The organism is Streptomyces sp. NPDC006314, from assembly GCF_040613075.1.
Classification (GTDB): Bacteria; Actinomycetota; Actinomycetes; order Streptomycetales; family Streptomycetaceae; genus Streptomyces.
The window spans coordinates 94,823-118,701 of the sequence record NZ_JBEXRL010000017.1 but is presented as its reverse complement, the minus strand read 5'-3'; the positions used below and the strand labels follow the sequence as shown (position 1 = coordinate 118,701).

Genomic DNA, 23,879 nt, shown 5'->3' with positions numbered 1-23,879 from the left:
TGGCCCCGCCCAGGCATATCCCGCGCTCAGACAGGAACCCGTTCCTCTCACGCAGTCGACGGAATGAGAGGGATCACTCATGTCTCAGGTCGAGGAGTCCGTGCGGGTCGACGTGCCGGTGAGCACCGCCTACAACCAGTGGACCCAGTTCGAGACCTTCCCGGCGTTCATGGAAGGCGTCGAGCGCGTCGAGCAGCGAACCGACACCCTCACGCACTGGGTGACCAACATCGGCGGCGTCCGCCGGGAATTCGACGCCGCGATCACCGAGCAGCGGCCCGACGAGCGGGTCGCGTGGACCACGGTGGACGGAGCGGCGCGGCAGGCCGGTGTGGTCACCTTCCACCGCATCGACGACTCCACCACCAAGGTGATGCTCCAGCTCGACTTCGAACCCGAGGGCGTGACCGAGACGGTGGGCGACAAGCTGGGCCTCGTCAAGCGGCGCGTCTCAGGCGATCTGCACCGGTTCAAGAAGTTCATCGAGGAGCGCGGCGGTCAGGAGACCGGGGCGTGGCGCGGTGAGGTCGGCGGCCCGGAGGGCAGCGGCGTGTTCTGACCGGTCGCACTCCCGGGTGACGTCGGCAACAGCCAGGAGAGTCCGGCGTGATTCGGGGTAGACGCCTCACCGACACCGGCCCGGCGGCTGAAGCCGCCGGGCCAAGACCGCTTGACGCACCGAAGGAGCCGTGACGACGTGCGCGGGAGAGAGACCGGGGTGTGCCGGCGGACGGACGCCGACCCGTCCGCCGGCCCTCCCTGCCGGCAGCCGTCCGCCCGCGGCCCTTGCCGGTGGCGGTACGAGCCCGCGGTGGCATGGGCCGGGGCTCAGGCCGGTCGGACACCCAGGGGGCGGGAGCCCTCGGCCGCCTCCGGCCCGAGGGGAAGCAAGGCACCCGGGGCGGCCTCCTGGCCCATGATTCTTGTGGCCGCGGCGGCGCAGAAGGCTTCCAGGCCCTCCAGCAGCGCCTTCCTCTTGACCGGCGGCATGGCGGCCAGAACGGCCCGCACCTCCCTCTCCCTGCGGGCGCGCAGGTCGGCGAGGAAGGACCGGCCGCTGCCGCTGAGGCGCAGCCGTACCTCGCGCCGGTCGGCGGCGCCGGGCTCCCGTTCGAGGAACCCGGTGCTCTCCAGCCGGTCGCACAGCCGGCTCGCGGACGGAGGCGTGGTGCCGAGGCTGTCGGCGAGTGTGCGCAGGTTGATGCCGTCGTGCTGTTCCAGGACCAGGAGCACCCGCACCTGTGAGGTGGACGCGGGTACCGTGGGGGCGCGTCCCGACAGCACTTCCAGCAGCTCCGCGGCGGTGACGGTCGCCCGGGCGGCCTCGTCGGACGGCGGGCGGGTGCGGAAGGCGGCCACGGTCCCCCTCTTGCAGGCACTGAGACGGTCGTCAGCGTACTAGGCGGTGCCACGCCCAGAGAGGGGCCGTCGCTCCGCACATCCGCGTCGGGCCTGTCGTCGCGCCCGGTACCGCCGTGCCGTGAGCGCCCGGTCCCCGTGGTCGACCCCGCCGACCGGGAGTGAGACGGTGTCCCCGGAGTTGACGCGCGGGGAGCCTGACCCGGAGTTTGGCCGGGCCCGTACCCGACGGCTACTGTTGTCGGACGGCAATGATCTACTCGGGGCCGGCCGAGCGCGGCGGCACCTGGCTGTGCGAGAGGAGAGATGCAAGTGCCGGAGCAGCACGCGGCCGAATCGGCGCCGCAGCTGGTGAGCTCCTTCCTGGAGCAGCGCCGCGAACAGATCGCGCAGCGCTGGGCCGACGCCCCCTTGTTCCGCTCGGTCTTCACGGTCTCCCGCGACGAGGCGGTCGAGGCCTGCAAGGCCGTGGTGGACGCCCTTTCCGAAGTGGCCGCGAGCGGACGACTGGAGGACGTCGAAGCGTCCGGGTTCATCCCGGTACGTGATCAGTTGGGGCGTATGACCCAGACCCGGGCCCGAGCCGGATCCACGCCGGCCCAGATCGCCGGCGAGGTGGCCGGACTGCGCTCTCCGATAGTGGAGTTGCTGCGCGAGGAGTTCGCCGACCCCGCTGCCCCGCAGGCACAGGAGGGTGTGCTGGCACTGACCCTGCTGATGGGCACGCTGCGCCTGGTGGTGATGGAGACGGCGCTGGACGCGAACGCGGAGCTGATCGAGCGGCAGCGGCAGCAGCTGCTCGAGGTGGCCACCCCCGTCATCAAGTTGTGGGAGGGCACCGTCGCCGTACCGCTGATCGGGACCCTGGACAGCGCGCGCAGCCAGGTCGTCATGGAGTCGCTGCTCGAGGCCATCGTCGACCAGCGGGCCCGGTACGCCATCCTCGACATCACCGGTGTCCCCACGGTCGACTCGCTGGTCGCGCAGCACCTGATGAAGACGGTGGCGGCCGCGCGGCTGATGGGCGCCGAGTGCATCGTCTCCGGTATCCGCCCGGCCATCGCGCAGACGATCGTGCAGCTCGGCATCGACCTGGGCTCCGTGCTCACCCGCGCCTCGCTGGCCGACGCGCTGGCCTACGCACTGGGCCGGCAGGGCATCGAGGTCTCCCGTGCGGACGCGGGTGCGAGCGCCCGGTGAACCGGCCCACTCCCGGCCGGGCGGCCCAGGTCCCGGTACTCGCCCTGGGCGACGTCCTGCTCGTCTCGTTGCAGGGCGAGCTGCACGACGAAATGGCCGAGCAGCTTCACCACGACATCACCAGCCGCATCGCCACCAGCAGCGTGACCGGCGTGGTCATCGACATCTCCGGAGTGGACATCGTCGACTCGTTCCTCGGCCGGGTGCTCGCGGAGATCGCCTCCACGGCCCGGCTGCTGGCGGCGCGTACGGTCCTGGCCGGGATGCGGCCCGCCGTGGCGATCACCCTGGTCGAACTGGGGCTGACGCTGCCCGGGCTGGTCACCGCCCTGGATGTGGACCGTGCCATGGAACTGCTGTCCCAGAGGGGGACATGATGCAGACGTCCGGCCAGGCTCCCGCGACCAGCCTGCCCATCGGCTCGGACGCGGATCTGGCCTGGGTCCGGCAGGAGGTGCGGCAGTGCGCGGCGCAGCTCGGTTTCGGTCTGGTGCAGCAGACGAAGCTGGTCACGGCGGCGAGCGAACTGGCCCGCAACACCCTGGTGCACGGCGGCGGCGGGCGGGTGGAGATCACCCCGCTGGACAACGGCCGTAGCCGGGGCCTGCGGATGTGCTTCATCGACAGCGGTCCGGGCATCCGCGACCTGGAGCTGGCCATGACCGACGGCTACACCAGCGGGGGCGGCCTCGGGCTGGGGCTGGGCGGCGCGAAGCGGCTTGTGCACGAGTTCACCGTGGAGACCGAGCCCGGCCGGGGCACGACCATCACGGCCGTCGCCTGGGTGTCCCAGGTTCCCTCGTCGCGTCCGGGGGTGGGATGAGCCGGGTGTGGGAGGTCCCGGTCCACGACTCCACACGGGTCCGGGACGCCCGGATGGCCGCCCGGGAGGCGTGCGTTCACGTGGGACTCGCGCCACCGCGCACGGCGGACGCGGAGCTGGTCGCCACCGAGCTGGCCACCAATCTGCTCAAGCACGCGGGCGGGGGCCGCATAGTGGTGAACCTCGTGGCCCCGCCCTCCGGCGGCGCGGACACCTCGGTGCAGCTCTTCTCCCTCGACCACGGGCCGGGTATCGCCGATGTCACCGCCGCGCTGCGGGACGGCTTCACCACCGCGGACATCTCCCTCGGGGCGGGCCTGGGCAGTTGCCGACGGATCGCGAACGCCTTCCACCTGTACAGCGCGCCGGGCCGTGGGACGGTGGCGACGGCCAGGATCGACCCCGAGCCCGACGGGCGCGGGACACCTGTGGGCGACGTGCCCGCGGGCGGGATCACCGTCGCCCTGGCGCAGGCGGAGCAGTGCGGGGACGCCTGGAGCTGGGTGCGCTCCGGCGGGCTGCGGACGCTGCTGCTCGCCGACGGCCTAGGACACGGTCCCAAGGCCGCGCACGCGGCCGGCGCCGCGGTGGCGGAACTACGCCGCATCGCGCATCTGCCGCCCGTGGACATCCTGCGCCGGCTGCACACGGTGCTGCGGCCCACCCGGGGGGCGGCGGTCAGCGTGGCCCAGGTGGACACCGAGCGGGCGGAACTCACCTTCGCCGGAGTCGGCAACGTCGGCGCCCGGTTGCGCACCGGGAACACCTGGACGTCCCTCCTCACCCACCCGGGGATCGTCGGGGCGTACTTCCCGGCGCGCGTCCCCTTGCGCAGGGTGCCGTGGCACCGGGACAGTCTGCTCGTGGTGCACAGCGACGGACTGCCCAGCCGCTGGTCCCCGCCGGAGGACCCCCATCTGCTCGCCCACGACCCGTCGGTGGTGGCCGCGACGATCCTGCGTGACGCCGGCAGTCCAGCCCGCCCCGTACGCGACGACACCAGCGTGGCCGTACTGGCCCCCGACCGCCGGACCAGCGCCCATGACAGCCGCCTCTGACACCTGGACCATCGCCTCCGCCGCCGACGCGGCCCGGGCCCGTGCCCTGCTGGCACGGCTCGCGTCGGACGCCGGCGTGCCCGCGCTCGACCGCGCCCGCTTCCTGACCACGCTCGGCGCCCGGTTGCGCCGCGGCCTGGACGCGGGCCGCACGGAACTGACGCTGGCCGCCCACACGGACGGGGAACTGCACATCTCTCTGGCCGGGCCCGCGCCGTGGCGGCACACGCTCGTCTGCCCCTCCCCCGTGGCCGGCCCGCTGCCCGGCCCGGCCGACCTGGACGACGACCGGCTGGCCGAGGCGCTGCTGGCCGCCGACGAGGACGCGGCCGCCGTCCTGGCGAGCCTGGACGAGACGGAGAGGCTGGTCAGCTTCCACCGGGAGGAGCTGCACCAGACCAACCAGGGCGTGCTGGCGCTGCACGCCGAGCTGGAGGCAGCCGCGGTGTCGCAGCGCGAACTCCTCGACGCCGAGCGGACCGCACGCGCGGAGGCCGAGAACGCCCGCCGACTGCTGACCTTCCTGGCCAACGCCAGCGCCGCCCTCAACGCTTCCCTGGACCACGAGGACATCCTGCGCCGGATCCCCGAGCTGCTGGTCCCGGAGTACGCCCGGCACGTGGACATCTGGCTCGTGGACGACGACCGCACACCGTCGGGCGGAAGGGCGGCGGCCACGGTGACGGCAGCACGCACCGGCCGTCCCCAGCACGCCGGCCCCCACCCCGGTGAACTCCCGGGGGTGGACGATCTTCCGGCCTCCGCGCTGTCGCCGGACCGTCCGCTGCTGTGCCTGCCGCTCGGCGCCCGCACCGTGCAGGGCGTGCTGACGCTGACCGCGCCCGGTGACCGATTCGCCCCGGACACCACCCTGATGCTGCTGGAGGTGGCCCGGCGGGCGGGCATCGCGCTCGACAACGCCCGCCGGTACGAGCAGCACCGGGACGTCGCCGAGGCCCTGCAGCGCGCCCAGCTCACCGAACTGCCCACGACCCCGGGCCTCTCGCTGGCCGCCCGCTATCTGCCGGCCACGCACGGTCTGAACATCGGCGGCGACTGGTACGACGCCTTCCCACAGCCGGACGGCAGCGTGCTGGCGGTGATAGGTGACGTCACCGGGCACGGACTGCGGGCCGCGGTGATCATGGGACAGTTGCGCACCGCCCTGCGTGCGTACGCCGTCGAGGGCAACGGGCCCGCCCGGATCCTGACCCTGCTGCACCGAATGCTGCGGCACCAGCAGCCGGAGTTGTACGCGACCTGCGCGATCGCCCGGTTCACGCCCGGTGCGCCCGGTGTGGTCTGGGCCGCCGCCGGCCATCCGCCCGCGCTCACCCGGGCGCCCGGGGGCGAGGTGCGGGTGCTGGAGGCCAAGCCGGGGATCATGCTGGGCGTTCCGATGCCCTACGACTACGAGGAGCACACCGTCGAGCTGCCGGCGGGCTCCACACTCGCGCTCTACACCGACGGCCTGGTGGAGCGGCGATCGGCCGGGATCGACGCCGGCATCGATCGGCTCGCGCAGGCCATGGGGGCGCTCGGCGCCGCGGACCTGGAGGACCTGGACACGGCGGCCGACTCCCTGCTGAAGCCGATGCTGTACGACTCCGAACACGACGACGACATCTGCCTGTTGCTCTGCCGCACGTCGACGTCCTGAACGGCCGAGCGCCGGTTCGGCGCCGGCCTGGTCGTGTCCCGTGCCGGTCCGGTGCCATGCCGGCCGAACAACTGCGGGACACAGCGGGAGGCCGGGCCGCCGAGGCGGCCCGGACCCGTGGGCGAACCGAGTCGGTCAGGCGGCGGACGGGAAGCGTTCCCAGACCCTGTGCGCGCCGAGCAGTCGGATGAGCTGCTGCAGCACGTTCGTGGCGCCGTCGCCGACGGCCACACCCGGGGCGTCGAGCGGGATGCCGGCCGCCTCCAGCGCGCTGTCGCCGCCCTTGGCCGCGCCGATGGCCTTGCCGTGCCGGAACGCCTCCGCCAGCAGCAGTCCGACCCGGGGGTCGGGGGTGGCCTGCTGGGTCGCGGGCAGGCCGGCCTTGGCGTCGCGGGCGCCGTAGGCGTCGGCGCCGACCCCGGGCGTGCCGGCCACCAACAGGGCGTCGAACTCGACGGAGCGTGCGGTGGCGTAGGTCCGCTGGACGGTCAGGGCGTCCGTGTCCGCGCCCAGGGTGCCGCCGGTCGGCGCGACGATGAGCGGCACCATGCCGCTGTCCAGCACCTCCCGGCGCACGGCCCGTACGCCGTCGAGGTCGCCGTCGGGCCCGGTGATGATGCCGATGATCCGGCCGTCCGTGGGCCAGGTGTGGCCGACCTGGGAGAGGGCGGGGCTCGGCTCGACGTCGGCCAGGTGCACGGTGGGCTCCGGGGCGGGCAGGCCGAGGCCGGCGGCGACGCCCGCGCACAACTCCGGGTCGATGTTGGCCAGGACCTGCAACGCCCGCTCCCGGATGGCCTGTTCGTAGCACTTGCCGAGTTCGAAGGTGTAGGCCCCGATGATGTGCTCGCGCTCCACCGGGCTCATGCTGAGCCAGAACCGGCGCGGCTGGCTGAAGTGGTCGTCGAACGACTCGGGCGCCTCGCGGACCTTGGTCGCCTCCGGGACGCGGACGGGTGTCTCGACATACGCTCCCATGTCCGCCCCGGCGGTGAACGGGCAGCCGCCGTCCAGGGAGTTGGGGCGGTAGGGAGCCACGCCCCGGTGCACGGCCGTCTGGTGCATGCCGTCGCGCAGCATGTCGTTGACGGGTGCGTGCGGCCGGTTGATGGGCAGCTGCGGGAAGTTGGGGCCGCCCAGGCGGGTGATCTGGGTGTCCAGGTAGGAGAAGAGCCGGCCGGCCAGCAGCGGGTCGTCGGTGATGTCGATGCCGGGGACGAGGTGGCCGACGTGGAAGGCGACCTGTTCGGTCTCGGCGAAGAAGTTCGACGGGTTGCGGTTCAGGGTGAGCAGCCCGATGGGCTGCACGGGGGCGAGCTCCTCGGGGACGATGTTCGTCGGGTCCAGCAGGTCGATGCCCTCGAAGGTCTGGTCGGGGGTGTCGGGGAAGGTCTGGATGCCGAACTCCCACTCCGGGTAGGCGCCCGCCTCGATGGCGTCGGCGAGGTCCCGGCGGTGGAAGTCCGGGTCGACGCCGTTGACGATCTGCGCCTCCTCCCACACCAGGGAGTGCACGCCCAGCTTCGGCTTCCAGTGGAACTTCACCAGAGTCGTCTCACCGGCGGCGTTGACCAGGCGGAAGGTGTGGACGCCGAAGCCCTCCATCGTGCGGTACGAGCGCGGGATGCCCCGGTCGGACATGTTCCACAGCGTGTGGTGGGTGGCCTCGGTGTGCAGGGTGACGAAGTCCCAGAAGGTGTCGTGCGCGCTCTGCGCCTGCGGGATCTCCCGGTCCGGGTGCGGTTTGCCGGCGTGGATGACGTCCGGGAACTTGATCGCGTCCTGGATGAAGAACACCGGGATGTTGTTGCCGACCAGGTCGAAGACGCCCTCGCTGGTGTAGAACTTCGTCGCGAAGCCCCGGGTGTCGCGGACGGTGTCGGAAGAGCCGCGGGAGCCCAGCACGGTGGAGAAGCGCACGAAGACGGGTGTCTCGACGTCCTCGGCGAGAAAGGCCGCCTTCGTCACGTTCGCCGCCGTGCCGTAGCTGCGGAACACCCCGTGTGCTCCGGCGCCGCGGGCGTGGACCACGCGCTCGGGGATGCGTTCGTGGTCGAAGTGCATGACCTTTTCCCGCAGATGGTGGTCCTGCAGGAGCACCGGGCCGCGGGGACCCGCCTTGAGTGAGTGGTCGGTGTCGTACAGCCGCGTGCCCTGGGCGTTGGTGAGATAGCGGCCGCTCTGCGCCATCCGTGCCTGGTCGGCGCCGGTCGGCTGCCCGGTCGGTGAGACGGTGTCCGGGCCGCTCTGGTCGGGCTTCGGGGGCAGCGGCTCCCGAGCCTCGGTCGGCTCGGCGACCGACGGCGACTCGGGGCCCGGCTTTCCTGGGATGCCCTCCTCCGGTCCGGTGTGCCCACCCTGGAGGGCGCCCGCCACCTTGTCCGCCGCTCGCTTGAGAGGGTTGGTCTCGCTCATCAATACCGTTCCTTCGCTGGTCACGGGGGTCCGGCCCGGGCGGGGTGAGGAAGACGCGCGGTGCCGGGCCCGGATCATGCAGCCGACAACATGAACAATTCAGAGAGAACACATGAAAGGGGTCGGCGTGGCCCTCGTACCGAGGTCCCCGGGCCAGGGCGTCCGAAACCGGGAATCGCGGGGGATTCCCGGTCGGGGTGAAGTCGGGCCGTCTCATATCGAGTTGCCGGGACGGCAGGCCCGCCGGACACACTGGACCCGGAGACCGCCGGACGGGGCCAAGGGCCCTCTGCCGGAAAAAGTCTTCGCCAGAAGGGCCGGCTTCTTGACCCGGGGCGGGCAAGCACCGGCCCGCCCGCATACGTCACCCTAGGCGCCGGCCCCGGCCCGCGCAGTTCGGGATACGCCGGTCATGTGCGTGCCACGACCCGCAGGGTCTTGAGGGTGGGGTCCGCGGCGTCCGCGATGAGGAAGCCGTGCTCGACACCGCTGCGCAGGTAGTCGACGATCTCCGCCGTGATCACCTCGCCGGGCGCCACGACCGGCACGCCCGGCGGATAGGGGCTGATCATCTCGGCGGCGATCCGCCCGACGGCCCGTTCGGCGGACACCTGTTCGGCGGGTCCGAAGAAGGCTTCGCGGGGCAGGACCGCCTGTTCCAGTTCGAGCGCGCGGGGCTCGGGCAGCCGGACGGCGGGCTGCCGTTCGATGGAGTCGGCGCGCTCCACGAGCGAGCGCAGGGACTCCAGGAGGAGCTTCTCGGTCTCGTCGTCGTCGGAGTGGGTGATGGAGGCGCTGATCCGGCAGGTGTCGGACCCGCCCACGTCGATGTGGCGGTTCGCGCGCAGCCACTCGGCGGCCTGCATACCGCTGATGCCGAGGCCGCGTACGTCGACGACGATCTTCAGCGGATCGAACTCGGCGGCCAGTCCCTCCTCGATGATCTCTCCGCCCATCACCCGCAGCTCGGGCAGTTCGCGCAGTTGGGCCCGGATGCGCTCGGCGCGGTGCAGGGCGGCGTCCAGCAGTTCGCGTCCCTGCTCCACCATCTGCCGCCGCCAGCCGTCGAGGGCCGCGTACACCAGGCAGGAGGCGCTGGTGGTGCCGAGCAGGTCCTCGCGCTGCTTGAGCACGTCGGGCGAGACCCGGTCGTGCTGCAGGTGGAAGACCGAACTCTGCTCGATGGCGGCGCCCATCTTGTGGACGCTGGTGACGACCAGGTCGGCGTCCGCGTCCATGCCCCACACGGGCAGGTCCGGATGGAAGGGCAGATGGGCGCCCCACGCCTCGTCCACGATGAGCGGCACGTCGAAGGCGTGGCAGGCGTCGGCCACTCCGCGGACGTCGGCGCAAGTGCCCCAGTCGGTGGGCGTGATCAGCAGCATGCCCTTGGCGTCCGGGTGTTCCCGCAGCCGGTCGCGTACGTCGTCGGGCTCGGGCGGGTGGGCCAGGTGCCGTTCGGCGTCGAACTTGGGGTGGACCCAGATCGGTTCCACGCCGTTGATGATGACGGCCGCGATGACCGACTTGTGCGCGTTGCGGGACAGCAGCAGCTTCTCCCCCGGCCCGGCGACCGAGCACATCGCGGTCTTCACCGACAGAGAACTGCCGCAGGTCGAGAAGAACGCGTGCTCGGCGCCGACGGCGTCGGCCATCAGCTCCTGGGCCTGCTCCAGCACCCCCTGGGACTGACGGCGGTCGTCGAGCCCGTTCAGACTGAGCACGTCCGAGCGGAAGACGTCCATCCCGAGGATCTCGGCGACACGGGGATCGGTCCCGCGGCCCTGTTTGTGCCCGGGTGGCCCGTACACCACGTCCCCTCGTCGCCGGAACTCCTGCAGAGCCTCCAGGACGGGTACGCGTGAGTGCTCCATGGCTGTCCTCCTGCCGGTCGGTGCCGCATCCACCGTGTTGCACCCGCCGCGCGCCCCAAACCCACCGAGCCGGTGTCGGGCCGCCGTTCGGGTGGAACCCGGTCCCCCAACGTAAGGAGCCCGCCGAGCCGCAGGAGGCCTTGTGTCGCTCTACCACCGTGTCCGGGAGGAGGCCGCGCGACGCGCCGACGCGTTGTGGGCCGTGGCCTTGGCCCTGCACGCGGACCCGGAGACCGCCTTCGCCGAACACCGGGCGGCGGCGCTGCTCACGGGCGAGCTGGAGCGCGCGGGGTTCGAGGTGCGGCGGGAGGTCGCCGGTCTGCCCACCGCGTTCACGGCGCGCGCGGGACGGGGGCGGCCCGTCGTCGCCTTTCCCCTGGAGTACGACGCCCTGCCCGGCCTCGGCCACGCCTGCGGGCACAATCTGATCGCGGCCGCGGGACTGGGGGCCGCCCTGGTCGCGGACGCCGTGCTGGACGGGCACGAGGGAACGGTGCTGACGGTGGGCACGCCCGCCGAGGAGGGCGGCGGCGGCAAGGCCCTGGAGGTGGAGGCCGGGGTCTTCGACGGCGTGGACGCCGCCCTGATGTTCCACCCCGGTGTGTACGACTGGATGCGGGCGCCGCTGACCGCGCAGGAGCAGTACCTGGTCGGTTTCCGGGGTCGGGCCGCGCATCCGACGGGCAATCCGACCGAGGGCGTCGACGCGCTGGCGGCGCTGATCGAACTGTTCAACGTGCTGTCGTCACTCGGGCGGCGGCTGCCGGCGGGGTCCCATGTCCAGGGCATCATCACCCATGGCGGCACGGCCACGAACATCGTGCCCGAGTACGCCGAGGGCCGTTTCGGACTGCGGGCGCTCACCACCGCTGCCCTGGACGAGCTGGCGGCACAGCTGCGCACCGCCGCCGAGGGCGTCGCCCGGGCGACCGGCACGACCGCCACGATGGACCGCGCGAGCGTGCGGTACGAGCACTTCCGCGACAGCGAGGTGCTCTCCGAGCGATTCGCCGGGCATCTGGACCGCGCCGGGATCAGCCTGACCCCACCCACTCCGGGCGTCTACCTGGGCTCGTCCGACATCGGCAACGTCAGCGGCCGGGTGCCCGCCATCCATCCCTTCGTCGCGATCATGGGTGCGGGCGGCTCCGACCACACACCGGAGTTCGCCGAGGCGGCGGCCTCCGAGCGCGGCCGCCGTGTCCTGACCGCCGTCGTGGAGGCGCTGGCCTGCACGGCCGTGGACGTGCTGCGGGACGCGGACCTGCGCCGCCGGGCGTGGGAGGACCTGCGCCGCACCGAGGGCTGAGGGCCGCGTCGCGGTTCAGCCCAACTGGCCGCACCGCACCTCCGGCTCGTCCTCCCGGCTGTCGGCGCGGCTCTCGCGCGCGTGCTCCACGGCGGCTGTCAGCGCCCGGTGGATCGCCTCGGGCAGCCGGCCGCGGGCCGGCCACCGCACCAGGAGGCGCGCCACCTCCCGCAGTTTGACGTTGGTGTGCTGCGAGACGCGTTTCAGGACCTCCCAGCCCTGTTCGGGGGTGAGGCCGCCGACGGTCATGACCACGCCGATCGCCTGGTCGACGAGCGCGTGCGAGACCACGGCCCGCCGCAGCTGGTTCACCTCTTCCTCCAGCGCCTTCAGCCGGTCCGCCTGCTCGTCACTTCCGATCATGCCGTTCACCCTGCGCAGCACGCCGCACCAGGAACAGCCACCAGGCGAACACCTTGGCCAGCCTCTGTACAGAAAACGAAAAAGGGCTGGTCAGCGGGCACATGGTGCGGAGATTCGGGGGCAAGTGGGGGCCATGGAATCGCTCACTTTCGACAGCGACGACCTGGACGTCACGGAGGACTTCCTCAGCCATGCCTACGCCAGGATGCGTATCGGCAGCGCTACTCCCGGATCGAACCGTGCACGGATCCGGCGTGCCGGTATCCCCGCGGTGAGCGTCGACGAACTCGCGCTGGACTTCGAGATGAGCTATTCGGTGACGCCGCTGGGCAGGATCTGCCTGTGCGTCGTCCACGAGGGAACCGTGCAGGACCACGGCTTCCACGGTGTCGAAGACGCCTTCGGGCCGGGTGACGTGGTGCTGTTCGCCCCGCCGGACCTGCCGTACTCGGGGCGGATCTGCAACGCCCGCTACAACATCACGATGCTGGATCCGGCGCTGCTCGCGCAGGTGGCCGCCGGCCCGGACGGCCCGCAGCCGGTGCGGCTGACCGGTCATCGGCCGCGTTCGGCGGCCGCGGCCCGCCACCTCAGCCACACCATCACCCATCTGCGCGACGCGGTGCTGTCCGATCCGGAGATCGCGGACCAGCCGCTCATCGCCGCCACGGCGGCCCAGCACCTGGCGGCGAGCGTCCTGGGCGCGTTCCCCAGCACGGCGCTGCCGGAGCCGACCGCGGCCGACCGCGCCGACGCGCATTCGGCGGTACTGCGGCGCGCTCTCGCCTACATCGACGACCATGCCGACCAGCCCGTCACGGTCGCCGACATCGCCGCCGCGGCCCATGTGACGGTACGCGCCGTGCAGTACGCCTTCCGCCGTCACCTGGACACGACCCCGCTCGCGCAGCTGCGCCGGGTACGGCTCGCGCACGCCCATCACGAGCTGGCGGCCGCCGATCCCGGCAGCGGTGTCACGGTCACCGCTATCGCCGCCCGCTGGGGCTTCCACCATCCCGGCCGCTTCGCCGCCCTCTACCGGGACACCTACCGGCGGGCTCCGCACGAGACCCTGTCCGACGGCTGAAAAAGGCGTGCACCCTGATGCCCGGGGTGGTGGGCATCAGGATGCCGTGGGCCTGGACGATCGACGGATCGGCGGTCGCAGTGGCTGCCCAGGCCCCACGCCTCGTGGGTGGTGACGGAGTCGGCGACCCTGTAGGCCGCGTGGCCGACGATGCCGTCGTGGGTGATGGCGGCGGCGTTCGGGGCGTCGTACGCCTTCTGGTTCCGGCAGAAGACCGTCCGGCCGCGTTCTTGTCCGGGACCAGGGTGGCGAGGCCGAGTCCGAGGACGATGGCGTTGGCGTTGGCGTTGGCGTTGGCGCGGGTGACGTCGACGGAGCCGCGTCCGCGTCAACCCCGCCGGTCCGCCTGGTTCTTGACCAGTTCCAGCAGTGCGGCGTGTGTCTCGGCGTCGGCGGCGGCGATCAGTCCTCCCGCACCGGTGTGCACGGGCTCGCCGTACAGGCCGGTCACCGTGCAGCCCGCCGCCCGGCACAGCGCGATCCCGGCCGCGAAGTGCACGCTGTCACGCAGGTCGCCGTCGGTCACATAGGCGGCCCTGCGCCCTGCGGCGACCCAGGCGACGGCGAGGGTGCTGGAAATGACCCGGGGCCGGAACCGCTCGGCGAAGCCGGGGTCGGCCAGCAGGCGCGCGGCCTGGAAGCCGGGCGCGTTCGGGAACGGCGGGTCGAGGTTGACGTCCACCAGCGCGGAGCCGGCCGAGGGCGTCAGCTCGGCATCGGTGCCGTCCCCGCGGACCTGGGCCCGTATGCCGTCGGTCCAGAACACCTCGCCGCTGAATGGGTCGGCCGTCGCCGCGGCCGTGACCTCCGCGCCCACACGCAGCGCGACGTTCACGCCCACGAGCCTGGTGTGCACGGCGTAGTTGAGAGTGCCGCACAGCGGGTCGACCAGCCAGCTGCGACGGGCGCCGGCGGCGCCGCTACGTCCGCTCTCCTCTCCCGTCACCGCATCCTCGGGGCGGGCCTCGCGCAGGACGTCCAGGATGGCCCGCTCGGCGGCGAGGTCCGCCTCCGTCGCGAAGTCACCGGCGGACTTCTCATAGCGCTCCAGCCGTTTGCCGTACAGGTCACGCACCACAGCCGCTCCGGCCTGGGCCGCGGTCACGGCCAGCTGTGCGTCGCCGGATTCCCCGTTGTTGATCGACATGGGCGCAGGATAGGCAGAACCGGTCGAACGATCCATGGAGGTACGCCCGAGCCCGCACAGGCGGGAATCCTGTGCGGGCGGGGGGCCGCGGGCCGGAGCACCCGGTCCGGGGTCCGGGCTACACCCCGCTCGGGGTGAGGCACAGGGTCTGTTCGGCCGCGATGCGGCCGCCGCCGACGGAGGTTCCGCTCCTGTCCGTCCAGTTGCGCGGGGGTGTGGTCTCGGCCAGTCGGCCGGAGGTCTTGGAGAGGCCGAGCACGAGGCCGCTGTAGCGGTTGACCAGACGGTAGGTGCCGTCCCCGGAGGAGGCCGGGAGCACGAACCACTGCTGTCCGACGGTGGGCCCGCCGGCCCGTGCCGCGGTGGCGGTGGGCCTGGCACCCCAGGCACGGCCGGCGGTGGCGGTGGAGTCGACGCCCAGCAAGCGGCCGCTCGCGGCGTTGGCGACGGTGAGGGCGCCATCGCCGGTGGGGGTGAAGATCCAGGAGTCACGGCCGGACCCGGTGGGCCTGGCGATCGAGGTGATGGCGGAGCCGCCGGAGGTCTGGGCGAGGTACCGGCCCGCTTCGCTGGCGATGCGGTAGCGGCGGCCTGTCTCCACGGGTGGGGCTGCGGGCGCGGAGGAGCCGATGGTGATGTCGACGTACTCGCCCGAGGCGTCGTCGGAGCAACCGAAGGAGCAGTAGGAGCGGAAGGTCCTGCCGACGATCGTGGAGCCGGTGCGGTTGGCGCCGTCCAGGAACCAGCGGTACCAGGAGGCGTTGGTGTAGCCGCCGGTGTCGCCGATGAGGTGCCACTTCTGGGTGGCCAGGTCGTCGGTGGCGTACAGGTACTGCGGTGAGTCGCCGCTCTGGTCGACGGCCTGCGGTTCGCCGATGTACAGGCCGAGATAGGCGTCGTAGGCGATGTTCATGACGAACAGCGGCGAGGTCGGGGGCATCTTCCCGGCCGCGATCTGCTCGGCGGCGGTGCCGGTGGCGGCCGGGTCGTACTCGGCGGAGGCGGGGGTGTAGCCGGTGGGGTGGCCGGCGTCGACCGGGACGATGTTGCTCTCCCGGCCGGCGGTGCCGGGCTGGGACCAGGCGCCGTCGTACCACTTGCGCCAGGAGCCGGGCGCCATCTTCGCGGAGAGCGGGGCGCGTGCGACATGCTCGTAGAACGCCTTCCAGCCGCCGCTCTTGTCGATGATCCGCGAGCCGTAATAGACGTAGAAGTATCCGGAGGCGGTGTCGACGAACAGGCGCTGGTCCCCGTCGCCGTAGGAGTACGTCTGGTTCGGGAAGGCCGTCGTGTCACCGCGCTCGGTGCTGTACGGGGACGTGATCACATGGTCCTTGATGGTCCAGGTGCGGCCCCGGTCGGTGGAGACGGCGTAGTCGATGGCGTCGTAGTGCAGTCCGTCGCCGAAGGGCTGCGGGGTGAACTCGTTGTGCACCAGGCCGTACCAGTAGCCGGTGTCGGGGTCGACCCACACCCCGGACATGTCGCAGTAGTTCTTCTGCGCGTAGCGGGAGCCGCTCGGAGCGTACGTCGCCTCCCTGCCGGTGGGGCTGTTGTTGCAGCGCCAGGTGGTGTCGTCGTTGCGGTCGGCGGGGTTGGCCGGGTCGACCGCCTTGCTGAGCGTCTTGTCGTACGTGGCGGTGTCGAAGTCCCTGCCGGTGTAGAAGTCCCAAGTGCGCGGGTCCTCGGCGCCGTAGAGCGCGGCGGACTGCTGGTAGTGGAAGGTGCCGTCCTGGTCGACGTACGGGGTGGCGGGGGTGTCCGTGGGGTGGGCGAACGGTACCGGGGTCCCCACGGTCACGGTGTAGGTGGCGTCGGCCGGGGTCACGGCCGCCGCCGGGCGCGCTGCGCCACCGCCCAGGACCAGGGCGGCGGTCGCGGCCATGGTGCCGCCTGCTCTGCTCAAGAGTCGCACGGGTGCTCCTTGGTGCGGAAGGGGCCGGTTGCCCGGAACGATCCGGCCCCGGCGGTTTCCCCGGCAATGGACTCCAGTGCTCCGCCTCTTGCACTTTCGCGAGCGGGCGTACGCCGACGCATGCGCGGGTGGGTGCGGGTGGGCGCCCTTCACGGACGCGTGTCTTCGCGAGAGCGTGCCGTGCCGCTCAGTACTTCTCGGGCGGCTCCGCGGACAGCGTTGTGTCCCAGACGAGTTGGCGGATGAGTGCCTCGTCCGGCGCCATGGGGGTCTTGACGGGAGCCGGGCGGGACGGGGTGCGGCTGCCACGGGAGATGCCGCCGCTGACGGTGATGTTGTACTCCACCCGCGGGCGGCGGTGCCGCTCGTACACGGCGAACGCGCTCTCGGGATCGGGCAGATCGCGCAGTGCCTTGGCGAGGACGACGGCGTCCTCCAGGGCCATGGAGGCTCCCTGGCCGGTGGCCGGGGAGGCCGCATGGGCCGCGTCGCCGATGAGCAGGATGCGTCCGGACCGCCAGGTGGCGCCGAGGGGCAGCTCGCTGGCGTTGGTGACCGTGATCGCGTCGTCGGCGGCAGCGACGAGGCCGGCGGCGGGTGTGGAGTCGCTGCGCAGCAGTGGCAGCAACTGCTCACGCAGCGCCGCGGACCGCTGTGCGGGGGCACCCGCCGGCAGCGGGTCTCCGCCGACGCGGGCGAACCAGTACGTCTCCCCCGTCGGCGACACCGCGTAACCGACGGCTGCCCCGCTGCCCCGGACCATGGTGATGGTGCCGGTCGGATCGGCCCCGGGTGCGGTGGCGCTGTAGCCGTAGAAGACGCGCTGGCCCGCGTACGTGGGCCGTACTCCGGGAGTGATGAGCCGGCGCACGGTCGAGTTCAGTCCGTCGGCGCCGACGAGCAGGTCGCCGGTGGCGCTGGTGCCGTCGGCGAAGCGGGCGGTGATGCCGTCGGGGCCGTCCGTCACGGACTCCAGCCGGGCGCCGTGGTGAAACGGGATGCCGCGCCGGGCCGCCTCGCCCTGCAGGGCCGCGTTCAGCTCGCCGCGGCGCACGCAGCGGTAGCGCAGGGCGGGGTCGGTGGCCTCGCCGAGCGGTGCGTGCGCCACCTCGGTGCCCTGGCTGTCGAGCAGCCGGAGGGAAGTCAGCGGAAATCCGATCGCCGTGACGGCGTCCGTGGCGTCGAGCTGCGCCAGAGCGCGCATGCCGTTGCTCGCCAGGGTCAGGAACGCGCCGATGTCCTCGGCCGTGTCGGGGTGCGCCTCGAACACGGTGACGTCGTGTCCGGCCTTGTGCAGGCCCAGCGCGGTCGCGGCACCCGCGATGCCGCCGCCGATCACCAGTACCCTCGTCGCGTCCGTTCTGGTCACGTGCCGCTCCCCGTGCCGACAGTGGTCGTGACCATCTAAGGGCAGCGCGGGCCGTACGAGGGACTCGGGGGCCGAGATCCGGACAGCGCCGGAGTGCGGGGCGCCCCGGCGCGAGCCCGGCCGCTCGGGCCATGGCGCGGCAGCGCGGGGGCGGAGCCGGGGTGGGCGTGGCGAGGTGACGGCGTGGGGGCCAGGGAGCCCACGCGGACGCCGGGGGAACCCACGCGGCCGCCGGGGGGACGGCGCACGATCCCGCAGCAGCCGGGGCGGACGCGGATGGAGGTTGACGGCTCACGAGGCCGCAGCCCGGCCGGACGCGGGGGGGGAGGTGAGGACACAACGGGCGTGCGGCCCAGTGGGCGGGGGCACCGGGCGGGCGCCCGCGGGTTCCCGGGCGTACGCCTCGCGCCACTGGTCCGTGTCGGACTGCCGCGCGGCCGGTTCCTGAGGCGCGCGGGCCTTTGTGCACCGGCGCGCCCCCTGTGTGAAGGGTCGTTGCCGGTGAAGTGGGTACTTCCCGGCCATGCGGGTGAGCGTGGTGGATGCGGGGTCGAACACGGTCGGGTTGGTGGTCGCGGATGTGGAGGGTGGTGTTCCGCTGCCGGTGCACACCGTCAAGTGGAAGCTGCGCCTGTCCGAGCATGTCGGTCCGGACGGCACCATCGCCGACGAGGCGGTGGAGCGGCTGGTCAAGGCGGTGGCCGCGGCGGGTGCCACGGCCCGCAGGTGGCATGCGGCGGATCCGCTGGCCTTCGCGACCACGGTGGTCCGCAGTGCGCCCAACCGGCAGGACGTCCTGCGACGGGTGGCGTCCGGCACCGGAATCCGCATGTGCACCATGCCGGGCGAGACCGAGGCCGAGCTGACCTTCCTGGCCGCCCGCCGCTGGCTGGGCTGGAGCGCGGGGCCGCTGGCGCTGCTCGACATCGGCGGCGGCTCGCTGGATGTGGCCTTCGGCAGGGGACGGCTGCCCGACTTCGCCGTCTCCCTGCCTCTCGGGGCGAGCCGGCTGACCCGCGAGTACCTGGGCGCGCAGGGCCCGGCCGGGCCGGGCGAACTGAAGGAGCTGCGCCGCCGGATCCGCCATGAGCTGCGGGACGTGGCCTCGCGGATCCGTTGGGAGCGACCGCGCACCGCTGCCGTCAGCTCCCGTACGTTCCAACAGCTGGCGCGGTTGTGCGGCGCCGCGCCCGGGCGATACGGGCCGTTCGTGGAGCGGGGGTTGGCCTGCCGGGATCTACGCGAGGCGGTGCACACCCTTGCCGCGCTGCCCGCCGCCGAGCGCGCCCAACTACCCGGGATCTCCGCGCCGCGGGCGGCCCAGAGCCTGGCCGGTGCCGTCGTCGGACACACGGCGCTCAAGCTCATGGGGCTGCGCCGGGCCGTGGTCTGCCCGTGGGCGATCCGCGAGGGCGTCCTGCTCCGCTACGTCGAGGACGGCCCCGACTGGTGGACGGACATCACCGGGACCGCCGACACCGCCACCCCGTCCCCCTCGGCGACCCTGCGCATCGCAAGTCCGTCCGCGTAGGGCCTGTGCAGGTCCTGCTTTGCGATGCTTATCGCCGGTTCGGGGTTTGGGCGCCGGATGATGTCCACGAAGACTCACCCATCAGGGAGAACGGTATGGAGCCATCAGGCCTCCGCCGCGCAATTGAGGCAGGACGGGCGACCGCTTCGGAGCTGGGGCTTCAGGTCGACAATGTGGTTGTTATCCACAACTCGGACCGCGTCGCGCTGCGCCTGGTCCCGTGCGGTTTTCTGGCGCGGGTCGCACCTCTTGGGCATCTGGCTGATTCCAAGTTCGAAGTAGAGTGCTCACCATCTCACCGACGTCGACGCTCCGGTGGCTGAGCTCGACCCTCGGGTAGAGGCCCGAGTCTATTTGCGCGATGCCTTCGCCATCTCACTCTGGACCTACTACGAACCTGTGGCATCAGAGATCGCGCCACCCGACTACACAGACGTACTCCTGCGGCACCATGCCGCCCTGCGCCAGATCGATCTGGACGCACCGCATTTCACCGATCGAGTCGCCGTGGCACGGAAAGAGGTGAACGACCGGGAGCGGTCCCCCGAGCTACCCGATCCTGACCGGGAACTCCTCGGCAACACGCTCAGCGAACCTGACGGCCGCGGCGGGCGTGCGGCCACTCATCGACATCAGCCTCCCGTGGAACGGAGTGCCAACCGAACCCCTCGACAACTGACCTCTCCGGCACTGATCTTGGGGAGCGGTCGCGGAGGGTCACCGCGGTGTCCCACTGCGAGGAGTGGCCACGAGCCCCGGTCGCTCGGCTCGCGGCTGTCCCCGTAGCCACGTCTATCCGGCGCTGCAGTCGTGCCGTCCCCGTCCGGACCGGGGGTCTCCCGTCCCAGGCCCCGACGGATCGCGATCTCCACGGGTGAGTACGCGCCGTCGGCCCGCTCCAGTTCACACGGCGCGGCCGGCATCAGCGGCGGCTGGGCCATGAAGCGCGGCCGCACTCCATGGTGCGGTTGCGCCGCGTGCACCAGGAACGATGACACAGGAAGACGTCGCCCGGGGACCCGGTGGCGAGGGCGAGTGGCCGGTGGCCGGACGCGGCCACCAGATCGGGCGCAAGGGCCAGCCCGCTCGCCCCGCCCTCACCGTACTTCTCCAGCACCTTCGGCACGTCGAGGTGTGAGCCGACCCGGATCCGGGTCGGGGCGTCCTCCTCACCGACCTCGCTGAACAGGAACAGCATCAGCAGCGCCCGGCCCCGGGAGCGCAGATTCGTGAAGTACCAGCTCTCGCCCTCCGGCAGACAGCTCCCCTCGATGTGCCAGCCCGCATCGTCCGGCTCCTCCTCGTGCGGGAAGCGCAGCGGGAACGTGCCCAGCGAGTAGCGCGGCTCCCAGCGTCCCGCGCCGACGAGCAGGTCGTACGCCCGGTGCGGGGACGGGGAGTTGGGTGCGGCGGCGAACGGCCCCTGCGCCATGCCGGTCACCCAGTGCACGGGCTGCGTCCACGTCGCCGCATCGTCCGGGTCGCAGCCCGTCTCTCGCCACAGCAGCCGCGCGCAGTCCGCGGGCACGCGCGGCGCGACGGCGCCCTCCAACTTCACGAAGCCGTCTCGCAGGAAGCGGGATACCAGGGTCGTGTCATCCATGCCCCATCGTGCGGCGACCCCGGTCCTGATCACCCGACATTCTCCGCACCGTCTTTGTCGGGTGTCCACCGAGCCCCTTCTTGCCCCTCTGAAAGACGAGCTGGGAATCCATGGACTTCGGTGCCTTCCAGGCACACGGAGGACGGCTCGGGGTCCCTCCCGGCTGGACCCGACGGACGGGGAGGGACGTCTCTGACAGTCACGCGACGTGCGGCCGCGGGCTCCGCCCCGGCCCGGTGGGAAGTCGTGATCGGCCTCCGGCCGCCCGTCCGAATTCAGCCGTCCCGACGGTCAGTTCACCCCTGGCTATAGGGTGGCGGCATGGCGCTGCAACTCTTCCAGGTGAATTTCAAGGCCCGGGATGACTCGACGCTGGGCCGGTTCTGGTCGGAGGCGCTCGGCTGGAGTGTTTCCAGTGAGGAACCCGGTGCGACCAGCGTCAAGCCCGTGGGTTCCGCCTGGCCGGACCCCGCCGTCGTCCGCGTCGATGTCGTCGCCGTCCCGGACCCCGAAACGGTGAGACACCGCGCGCACATCGAACTCGCCACCACCTCTGCGGCCCATCACGCGGAGTTGGTCGCGCGCCTGAAGGAGTTCGGCGCGACGCCCGCCGACGTGGGCCGAGGCGACCTCCAGCGGACAGTTCTGGCCGACCCGGAGGGCAACGTGTTCTGCGTCCCGGAGCCTCGGGAGATCTACCGGGACACCGGGCCGATCGCCGCGGTGGTCGTCGACTGCGCGGACCCGCGGGCCATGGCCCGGTTCTGGGGCGAGGCGATGGACTGGACCCCGCACGAGGTGACCGACGACCATGCGCTGCTGCGCTCCGCCAAGGGTGTCGGCCCGTATCTGGAGTTCCTCCGCACGCCACACCTGAAGGACGTGCGGCACCGCGTCCATCTCGACCTGGCGCCCTACCCCTTCGACGGTCAAGCGGCCGAGGTGGCCCGGCTCAAGGCCCTCGGCGCGACGCCCCCCGACGCAGGCCGGGGCGACTTCCCGTGGAAGGTCCTGGCCGACCCGGAAGGCAACGAGTTCTGCGTCCTCGGCCCGGCCTGACGCGGAGCCTCCCCACCTTCTCCGCCACGCCCACGCCCACGCCACCGGACTCGTCGATGACGGCGCCCGTCGAAGTCGTCCGCCGCCTCGGCCACGCCTCCACCGGGACCACCCAGCTCGCCGGCAGAGTGGCCGACGACGAGTTCCGCCGCCCGACGCCGCCGCGACCGGCGCTGACACGGATGGTCCCGGGACTCCGAGCCAGGGTCCCCATCGACGGCTGGAAGACGGAGCACACCGAGCATGCCCGATCACCCCGGGGTCCTTCGTCCCGGTCAGCCGCGGCGCGTACGGGCGGCCTCCAGAGCGCGTGTACGCACTGTGCCCACGGTCTTCAGCAGCCGGTCGGCGGGGTCGCGCAGCCGCGGGTGGGCCAGCACCGTGTTCCGCAGGCCGCGTACCGGCCTGCGCCACAGCCGCTGGGCCAGCGCCACCGGATGCGGCCGGTCGGCGAAGCCTTCCCCGACCCGAAGTTCGCGCGTCTTCAGCCAGTCCTTGTACTCCTTGTCGCCGCGGCCGAGGTCGACGAGGGTCACCCCATGCCGGGCGGCCGCCTCGGCGGTCCTCAGGTGCATCATCAAGCCGGGTGAGTAGTAATGGAGTTCGGGGTCGTACGCGGTGAACCAGGCCGCCAGGACCGTGCTCGACCGGGGCCCGAAGTGGGCCGCGACCGGGCGGTCGCCCGCGTACAGCACGGACAGCACCCCGGTGAAGTGCTCCTCGCGGACATGGAACAGGTGGTCGACCAGGCCGACGATCCACGGCCGGGAGAACCGGTCCATGCGGCCGGTCCTGCGGTACTGCGCGGACTTCCACCGCATGAGGGTGCGGAGCACCTCCGGGTCGCGCTCGTCGAACACGAACCGCACTTCGCCCACGTCCCGGCCGAGCCGGCGCTCCTTCTTCAGTGTCGTCTTGGCCAGCCGCGGGTACGCGCCGCGCAGCCACTCCGGGTAGCCGCCGTCGCCCGGTTTCACATCGATCACCGGTGAGGCGAAGGTGCCGGTGACATGGGGCCCGAACGGTTTCTGTTCCTGGACGAGGTGGTCGAACTCGAAGATGCTGAGCCCGCAGGCCCGCAGCAGTTCCTGCGGGTGCCAGGTGATCCCCGGCCGGTGCACCAGGGCCTGGCAGTCGGACAGTCCGAGCCCGATGGCCCGTCCGGTGCCGAACGGCCCGCGTTCGTAAGGGAAGAAACCGGCCGGCTCCGCGCCCTCGCGCAGCACGGCCACCCGGGCCCCGCGCCGGAACCGGCCGACCCCGATCGCGAACTCCGGCGCCAGGAAGGGATTGGCGTATTCCGGCGACTCGTCCATCGCGCGGTGCCAGGCGCCGCGCAGCTCGGACGTCAGCTCGCCGGGTCTGTGGATGGTGATCCGCACGTCAGCTCGACCGCCCTTCCGCCGGCTTCGCGGGCGGTCTGCCGCGGAGGGCACAGCCCGGTGATGCGTGTGGTTCACGGCTCATGGATCGCATAGGCGATCGCTCCCCCCCATAACGCGCCGGGCGCGTCCTGCCATTGGTTCCTGTGTCCGCCGATCCCCGCCGCACGTGCCCGTTGCGCGATCGACGGCCGGGATCCCGAACCTCGGAACAGGGATCAAACCTCGCGAAACAGCACGCACGCTGTCAAGGGTGCCCCAGGCGACGGAAGGTTCGCCATGGGTATGCGGACATCGGTGACGACTCAGCATGCAGGGTGCGTTTCCGCTCGTGCTCGTCCGTAATGCCGTCGGTCACGGTCGGCGTACCGCAGTCCCGGCCGTTCCGCCGTGGGCGTCGGGTCCTGGTTGCCGATCACGGGTGACCGGCCGCTGCGCACCCGCGGCGGCCCCGGCCGACACCGCAGCGGGGTGGTCTCCGCGGTCGCCGACCGTATCCGCGCCGACTTCTTCCGCCGCGCCGCCCCTGGAAGAACCGCCGGCCGCGGTCTGACACGGAGTCCGGCACCCACGGCGGTATTGACATGAACCTGCGCCAGACCCGAGGCTTCCTGCGTGAAGTTGCTCGATTAGCGCTTATTTCAAGCGTCTCTGAGCATTTTCCGCAAGGGCAGTCAATCCGTAAGGGTGTTGAGGGGAGCTGTTCCGCCGTGCGAAGACTCCGA

Annotated in this window: 18 protein-coding genes and 3 pseudogenes; 11 read left to right on the top strand and 10 right to left on the bottom strand. The window is 72.1% G+C overall.

What is annotated here, in order from left to right:
* Positions 1-79 precede the first annotated feature (79 nt).
* Positions 80-559, top strand: coding sequence for an SRPBCC family protein (locus ABZ079_RS27445; protein WP_356942115.1), 480 nt, complete (start codon positions 80-82; stop codon positions 557-559).
* 269 nt (positions 560-828) lie between these two features.
* Here the strand turns inward: ABZ079_RS27445 and ABZ079_RS27440 are convergent, their stop codons facing one another.
* Positions 829-1,359, bottom strand: coding sequence for a MarR family transcriptional regulator (locus ABZ079_RS27440; protein WP_356942114.1), 531 nt, complete (start codon positions 1,357-1,359; stop codon positions 829-831).
* Positions 1,360-1,665: 306 nt separating this feature from the next.
* On the opposite strand from ABZ079_RS27440, the gene ABZ079_RS27435 reads away from it, so the two are divergent.
* From ABZ079_RS27435 to ABZ079_RS27415, 5 genes are read left to right on the top strand one after another with little or no spacing between them, the layout of a single operon-like run.
* The gene (locus tag ABZ079_RS27435; protein WP_356942113.1) at positions 1,666-2,559 is read left to right on the top strand and encodes an STAS domain-containing protein; all 894 of its coding nucleotides are present in this window, start codon (positions 1,666-1,668) and stop codon (positions 2,557-2,559) included.
* Positions 2,556-2,936 (top strand): STAS domain-containing protein, encoded by a 381-nt coding sequence (locus tag ABZ079_RS27430; RefSeq protein ID WP_356942112.1) that lies wholly within the window; start codon positions 2,556-2,558, stop codon positions 2,934-2,936. Before ABZ079_RS27435 ends, ABZ079_RS27430 begins: the two co-directional genes overlap by 4 nt.
* Positions 2,936-3,382: an anti-sigma regulatory factor gene (locus tag ABZ079_RS27425; protein WP_356942145.1), complete on the top strand. Its 447-nt coding sequence runs from the start codon at positions 2,936-2,938 to the stop codon at positions 3,380-3,382. The genes ABZ079_RS27430 and ABZ079_RS27425 overlap by 1 nt, the downstream gene beginning before the upstream one ends.
* Positions 3,379-4,440, top strand: coding sequence for an ATP-binding SpoIIE family protein phosphatase (locus ABZ079_RS27420; protein ID WP_356942111.1), 1,062 nt, complete (start codon positions 3,379-3,381; stop codon positions 4,438-4,440). The genes ABZ079_RS27425 and ABZ079_RS27420 overlap by 4 nt, the downstream gene beginning before the upstream one ends.
* Positions 4,424-6,100, top strand: coding sequence for a GAF domain-containing SpoIIE family protein phosphatase (locus ABZ079_RS27415; RefSeq protein ID WP_356942110.1), 1,677 nt, complete (start codon positions 4,424-4,426; stop codon positions 6,098-6,100). Before ABZ079_RS27420 ends, ABZ079_RS27415 begins: the two co-directional genes overlap by 17 nt.
* Before the next feature lie 135 nt (positions 6,101-6,235).
* On the opposite strand, the gene ABZ079_RS27410 is transcribed toward ABZ079_RS27415, so the two are convergent.
* Together ABZ079_RS27410 and ABZ079_RS27405 are read right to left on the bottom strand one after the other, a co-directional pair.
* Positions 6,236-8,515 (bottom strand): catalase, encoded by a 2,280-nt coding sequence (locus ABZ079_RS27410; RefSeq protein ID WP_356942109.1) that lies wholly within the window; start codon positions 8,513-8,515, stop codon positions 6,236-6,238.
* Between the two features lie 410 nt (positions 8,516-8,925).
* Positions 8,926-10,389, bottom strand: coding sequence for an ornithine decarboxylase (locus ABZ079_RS27405; protein WP_356942108.1), 1,464 nt, complete (start codon positions 10,387-10,389; stop codon positions 8,926-8,928).
* A 142-nt stretch (positions 10,390-10,531) separates the two neighbouring features.
* Between ABZ079_RS27405 and ABZ079_RS27400 the strand changes: the two genes are divergently transcribed.
* A complete protein-coding gene (locus ABZ079_RS27400) occupies positions 10,532-11,698 on the top strand; it encodes an amidohydrolase (RefSeq protein ID WP_356942107.1) in 1,167 nt (388 codons plus the stop codon).
* Between the two features lie 15 nt (positions 11,699-11,713).
* Here ABZ079_RS27400 and ABZ079_RS27395 read toward each other — a convergent pair whose 3' ends face one another.
* Positions 11,714-12,061, bottom strand: coding sequence for an ANTAR domain-containing protein (locus ABZ079_RS27395; protein WP_356942106.1), 348 nt, complete (start codon positions 12,059-12,061; stop codon positions 11,714-11,716).
* Positions 12,062-12,194: 133 nt separating this feature from the next.
* On the opposite strand from ABZ079_RS27395, the gene ABZ079_RS27390 reads away from it, so the two are divergent.
* Positions 12,195-13,148 carry an AraC family transcriptional regulator gene (locus ABZ079_RS27390; RefSeq protein WP_356942105.1) on the top strand — a complete coding sequence of 318 codons (954 nt, stop codon included), beginning with the start codon at positions 12,195-12,197 and terminating at the stop codon, positions 13,146-13,148.
* A gap of 7 nt (positions 13,149-13,155) precedes the next feature.
* Here ABZ079_RS27390 and ABZ079_RS27385 read toward each other — a convergent pair.
* The 4 genes and pseudogenes from ABZ079_RS27385 to ABZ079_RS27370 all read right to left on the bottom strand — a co-directional run.
* Positions 13,156-13,378 (bottom strand): annotated as a pseudogene (locus ABZ079_RS27385) (coagulation factor 5/8 type domain-containing protein); the annotation flags it as partial.
* A 98-nt stretch (positions 13,379-13,476) separates the two neighbouring features.
* Positions 13,477-14,295, bottom strand: coding sequence for an inositol monophosphatase family protein (locus ABZ079_RS27380; RefSeq protein WP_356942104.1), 819 nt, complete (start codon positions 14,293-14,295; stop codon positions 13,477-13,479).
* A 118-nt stretch (positions 14,296-14,413) separates the two neighbouring features.
* The gene (locus ABZ079_RS27375) at positions 14,414-16,210 is read right to left on the bottom strand and encodes an RICIN domain-containing protein (protein ID WP_356942103.1); all 1,797 of its coding nucleotides are present in this window, start codon (positions 16,208-16,210) and stop codon (positions 14,414-14,416) included.
* A 187-nt stretch (positions 16,211-16,397) separates the two neighbouring features.
* On the bottom strand, positions 16,398-17,579 hold the full coding sequence (locus tag ABZ079_RS27370; protein WP_356942102.1) for an NAD(P)/FAD-dependent oxidoreductase: 1,182 nt from the start codon (positions 17,577-17,579) through the stop codon (positions 16,398-16,400).
* Between the two features lie 523 nt (positions 17,580-18,102).
* Between ABZ079_RS27370 and ABZ079_RS27365 the strand changes: the two genes are divergently transcribed.
* Positions 18,103-19,110: a Ppx/GppA family phosphatase gene (locus tag ABZ079_RS27365; protein ID WP_356942101.1), complete on the top strand. Its 1,008-nt coding sequence runs from the start codon at positions 18,103-18,105 to the stop codon at positions 19,108-19,110.
* Positions 19,111-19,205: 95 nt separating this feature from the next.
* Positions 19,206-19,701 (top strand): annotated as a pseudogene (locus ABZ079_RS27360) (aminoglycoside phosphotransferase family protein); the annotation flags it as partial.
* A 242-nt stretch (positions 19,702-19,943) separates the two neighbouring features.
* Here the strand turns inward: ABZ079_RS27360 and ABZ079_RS27355 are convergent.
* Positions 19,944-20,713: pseudogene (locus tag ABZ079_RS27355) on the bottom strand (phytanoyl-CoA dioxygenase); the annotation flags it as partial.
* Between the two features lie 321 nt (positions 20,714-21,034).
* Between ABZ079_RS27355 and ABZ079_RS27350 the strand changes: the two are divergent.
* Positions 21,035-21,772 carry a VOC family protein gene (locus ABZ079_RS27350; RefSeq protein ID WP_356942100.1) on the top strand — a complete coding sequence of 246 codons (738 nt, stop codon included), beginning with the start codon at positions 21,035-21,037 and terminating at the stop codon, positions 21,770-21,772.
* Between the two features lie 275 nt (positions 21,773-22,047).
* Here the strand turns inward: ABZ079_RS27350 and ABZ079_RS27345 are convergent, their stop codons facing one another.
* Positions 22,048-23,154 (bottom strand): GNAT family N-acetyltransferase, encoded by a 1,107-nt coding sequence (locus ABZ079_RS27345; protein WP_356942099.1) that lies wholly within the window; start codon positions 23,152-23,154, stop codon positions 22,048-22,050.
* Between the last annotated feature and the right edge of the window lie 725 nt (positions 23,155-23,879).

What these genes read in the sequence shown, in the direction of transcription:
- ABZ079_RS27445 (WP_356942115.1), top strand. Translation starts at nt 80, where the DNA reads ATGTCTCAGGTCGAGGAGTCCGTGCGGGTCGACGTGCCGGTGAGCACC.
- ABZ079_RS27365 (WP_356942101.1), top strand. Translation starts at nt 18,103, where the DNA reads ATGCGGGTGAGCGTGGTGGATGCGGGGTCGAACACGGTCGGGTTGGTG.
- ABZ079_RS27410 (WP_356942109.1), bottom strand. Translation starts at nt 8,515, where the DNA reads ATGAGCGAGACCAACCCTCTCAAGCGAGCGGCGGACAAGGTGGCGGGC.
- ABZ079_RS27405 (WP_356942108.1), bottom strand. Translation starts at nt 10,389, where the DNA reads ATGGAGCACTCACGCGTACCCGTCCTGGAGGCTCTGCAGGAGTTCCGG.
- ABZ079_RS27380 (WP_356942104.1), bottom strand. Translation starts at nt 14,295, where the DNA reads ATGTCGATCAACAACGGGGAATCCGGCGACGCACAGCTGGCCGTGACC.
- ABZ079_RS27415 (WP_356942110.1), top strand. Translation starts at nt 4,424, where the DNA reads ATGACAGCCGCCTCTGACACCTGGACCATCGCCTCCGCCGCCGACGCG.
- ABZ079_RS27435 (WP_356942113.1), top strand. Translation starts at nt 1,666, where the DNA reads ATGCAAGTGCCGGAGCAGCACGCGGCCGAATCGGCGCCGCAGCTGGTG.
- ABZ079_RS27425 (WP_356942145.1), top strand. Translation starts at nt 2,936, where the DNA reads ATGCAGACGTCCGGCCAGGCTCCCGCGACCAGCCTGCCCATCGGCTCG.
- ABZ079_RS27420 (WP_356942111.1), top strand. Translation starts at nt 3,379, where the DNA reads ATGAGCCGGGTGTGGGAGGTCCCGGTCCACGACTCCACACGGGTCCGG.
- ABZ079_RS27395 (WP_356942106.1), bottom strand. Translation starts at nt 12,061, where the DNA reads ATGATCGGAAGTGACGAGCAGGCGGACCGGCTGAAGGCGCTGGAGGAA.
- ABZ079_RS27390 (WP_356942105.1), top strand. Translation starts at nt 12,195, where the DNA reads ATGGAATCGCTCACTTTCGACAGCGACGACCTGGACGTCACGGAGGAC.
- ABZ079_RS27350 (WP_356942100.1), top strand. Translation starts at nt 21,035, where the DNA reads ATGGCGCTGCAACTCTTCCAGGTGAATTTCAAGGCCCGGGATGACTCG.